We start from the raw sequence: 3,027 nt of genomic DNA, 5'->3' as shown, positions 1-3,027 counted from the left end.
CCCTCACCAAGGGCACCCCCGCCGTGACCGCGATCGATCCCGGCACAGGGTCCGATGCCGATCAGCTGCTCGCGTGGGCGGCGGCCGCGGAAGCGGACTCCGAGCACCCCCTCGCCCGTGCGATCGTCAACGCAGCGAAAGAGAAGAACCTCACCGTTCCGCGATCGACCGATTTTGAATCCTCCCCCGCCGTTGGGGTGCGTGCCCGTGTCGACGGACACGTCGTGCAGGTCGGTGGCCCATACATGCTCGAGCAAGAACACGCCACCGAGCTGCCGGTAGCCGATGAGTGGCGCGGTGAGGGTGCGATCATCCTCCACGTGCTCATCGACGGTCAGGTAACGGGTGCGCTGCGCCTCGCCGATGAGATCCGCTCCGAGTCGCGTCACGCGGTCGATGCGCTTCACGAGCGCGGCGTGCGGGTGGTCATGATCACCGGTGACGCTGATGCGGTCGCCGCGTCCGTCGCCGGCGAGCTGGGTATCGACCGGTACTTCGCCGGGGTCCGTCCGGAGGACAAAGCTTCCAAGGTGAAAGAACTGCAAAACGAAGGCCGCAAGGTCGCGATGGTCGGTGACGGCGTGAACGACGCCCCCGCCCTCGCCCAGGCGGACGTGGGGATTGCGATCGGTGCCGGAACGGACGTCGCGATCGCCTCCGCGGGTGTCATCCTCGCCAGCGACGACCCCCGATCGGTGATCTCCGTGATCGAGCTGTCGCGCGCCAGTTACCGGAAGATGAAACAGAACCTCTGGTGGGCTGCCGGGTACAACCTTCTCTCGGTGCCGTTGGCTGCCGGTGTGCTCGCCCCCGTCGGGTTCGTGTTGCCGATGTCGGTCGGTGCGGTGTTGATGTCGCTGTCCACGATCGTTGTCGCGCTGAATGCGCAGTTGCTGCGACGGCTGAACCTCAGCCCGGACGCCGTCGTCGACAAGTAGGCGCATGGGCGGCGGCGACGTACCCTGGAAGACAGGGAGGTGGGACAGTGTTGATGACGATCGCACGGCGCGTGCATGACCAGCGCACCCTCACCCGCACCCTCCTGACCGTCGTCGCCGTCGCCTTTTCCGTGATCTTCGGGCTTCTGGCGATGCACTCGATGAACACGCACACCATGCCCTCCGGGCACAGTGAGACCATCGCCGTCGCACCTGCGCATGCCGACGCTCACCCCGCACACGCCTTAGGCGACGCCGCAGCGGTGGACGAGGCGGGGTGCGCCACGTGTTCTGACGATCAAGGCATGGCGTGGATGGCCTGCGTTCTCGCGCTCCTCATTGCCGTCCTGCTGCTCGCCCGGCCGTCCGCCTGGTGGCGAGCCGTCGCGCACTCCCCGGGAACGCCCGTGTCCCGCCTACACCTCCGGGATGCGCTGCATCCGTTGCGGCCTCCGTCTCTCACCGTTCTCTGCATCAGTCGCACGTGATGGCAGGCGCGCCCGCCTTCTGCGGGTAACGCCCTCGCCCAGCCTCTCTCGCTGGGCACCATGATCGACTTTTTGGAGAACACATCATGAAGACCCGTTTTGCGGCGACTGCCGCACTCACCCTCGCTGCAGTGCTTGGACTCGCCGGCTGCGCCGGTAACACCTCCGGCGGCGACATGCCCGGCATGAACCACGAAAGCAGCAGCTCCGCCCCGGCCTCCGCGGACGCCAATGACGCCGACATCATGTTCGCCAGCATGATGAAGGAGCACCACGCCCAGGCCATCGACATGTCCGACATGCTTCTCAGCAAGGAGGGCGTCGACGAACGTGTCGTCGCCCTTGCGGAAGAGATCAAGGCCGCGCAGGAGCCCGAGATCCAGAAGATGGACCAGTGGCTCGAAGAGTGGGGCGCTGACACTTCCGACATGGAGGGAATGGATCACGGCGGCGGCATGATGTCCGAAGAGGACATGCAGGCTCTCGAGGATGCCACCGGTGCGGACGCCAGCCGCCTGTTCCTCGAGCAGATGATCCAGCACCACGAGGGTGCCGTCGAGATGGCCCAAGAAGAGGTCGACAACGGCCAGAACAGCGACGCGGTCGCTCTGGCCGAGACGATCATCGAGGCGCAGACCACGGAGATCGCCACGATGAAAGATCTCCTCGACGCACTCTGATCCACCTTCGGGGGTGCGGCGCTCGCCCGCACCCCCGAACTGGCCTTCTCGCATTAACCCACGCCACCGCGCTGGCGCCATGTCGCGACTCTCATTCGCGTACCGCGCGCACCCGCTTGCACTTCTTCAATTCGGAGTCCTATGAACCGCTACTCACTTCTACCCGCTTTCGCGATCACTCTCGTAGCCATCGCTCTCACCGGATGCGCCGCACCACAGTCCTCGAGCCCTGATGCCGTTCCGCCCGTCATCGAACACATTCACGGCGTTGCCGTTGACCCGCGCGGTGAGAACCTCTTCGTAGCTACCCACGGGGGAATCTTCACCCTCACGCCCGAGGGTGCGATCGCCGGTCCCATCGGAGGCCACGACTTCGACGCGATGGGCTTCACCGTCCTCGACGATGCCCTCTTCGCATCCGGGCACCCGGGCACGCAGACACCTTCAGAGCTCGGCTCACCCAACCTCGGAGTCATTCGCAGTGACGACTTCGGGGAAACCTGGTCACCGATCGCTCTCAACGGCACCACGGACTTCCATGTCCTGACCGCCGGGCCTGACGGCACTCTTTACGGGATTGCGTCCGACGGGATCGACCTGCTCATCAGCGCCGACGACGGTCGCGAATGGACCCGCGGCGCAACACTTGCCGCCGCAGACCTCGCAGCCACCGGCGATGGTCTTTACGCGGCCGCGGAAGAAGGTTTGCTGCTCAGCACCGATAACGGTGCCACCTTCACGCCCGTCGCCGGCGCCCCCCTGCTCTACACGCTGGACGCGCGACCCGATGGCTCGCTCGCAGGAATCGGAACGGACGGGGTCCTCTGGTCGCAGAAAAACGAAGGAACATGGCAGCGCCTCGATTCCCTTCAAGGAGCCGCGCAGGCCTTCGCCCTGATCGATGACGACCACTTCATCGTG

At 65.6% G+C, this 3,027-nt stretch carries 4 protein-coding genes; all 4 read left to right on the top strand.

Going from position 1 to position 3,027, the window contains the following annotated elements; genetic code table 11:
- Positions 1-938, top strand: a 938-nt coding sequence (locus tag J7E68_RS18160; RefSeq protein WP_215174950.1) for an HAD-IC family P-type ATPase, incomplete at its 5' end; no start/stop codon positions are given.
- Between the two features lie 53 nt (positions 939-991).
- Positions 992-1,426: a DUF6153 family protein gene (locus J7E68_RS18155; protein ID WP_215174949.1), complete on the top strand. Its 435-nt coding sequence runs from the start codon at positions 992-994 to the stop codon at positions 1,424-1,426.
- An 86-nt stretch (positions 1,427-1,512) separates the two neighbouring features.
- Positions 1,513-2,106 (top strand): DUF305 domain-containing protein, encoded by a 594-nt coding sequence (locus J7E68_RS18150; RefSeq protein ID WP_215174948.1) that lies wholly within the window; start codon positions 1,513-1,515, stop codon positions 2,104-2,106.
- 141 nt (positions 2,107-2,247) lie between these two features.
- Positions 2,248-3,027, top strand: a 780-nt coding sequence (locus tag J7E68_RS18145; protein ID WP_215174947.1) for a F510_1955 family glycosylhydrolase, incomplete at its 3' end; no start/stop codon positions are given.

Origin of the sequence: Microbacterium sp. ISL-103, assembly GCF_018613995.1 — a bacterium.
Classification (GTDB): domain Bacteria; phylum Actinomycetota; class Actinomycetes; order Actinomycetales; family Microbacteriaceae; genus Microbacterium.
The sequence above is the reverse complement of the archived record's forward strand: the minus strand, read 5'-3'. Positions and strand labels throughout refer to the sequence as shown.

What these genes read in the sequence shown, in the direction of transcription:
- J7E68_RS18150 (WP_215174948.1), top strand. Translation starts at nt 1,513, where the DNA reads ATGAAGACCCGTTTTGCGGCGACTGCCGCACTCACCCTCGCTGCAGTG.
- J7E68_RS18155 (WP_215174949.1), top strand. Translation starts at nt 992, where the DNA reads ATGACGATCGCACGGCGCGTGCATGACCAGCGCACCCTCACCCGCACC.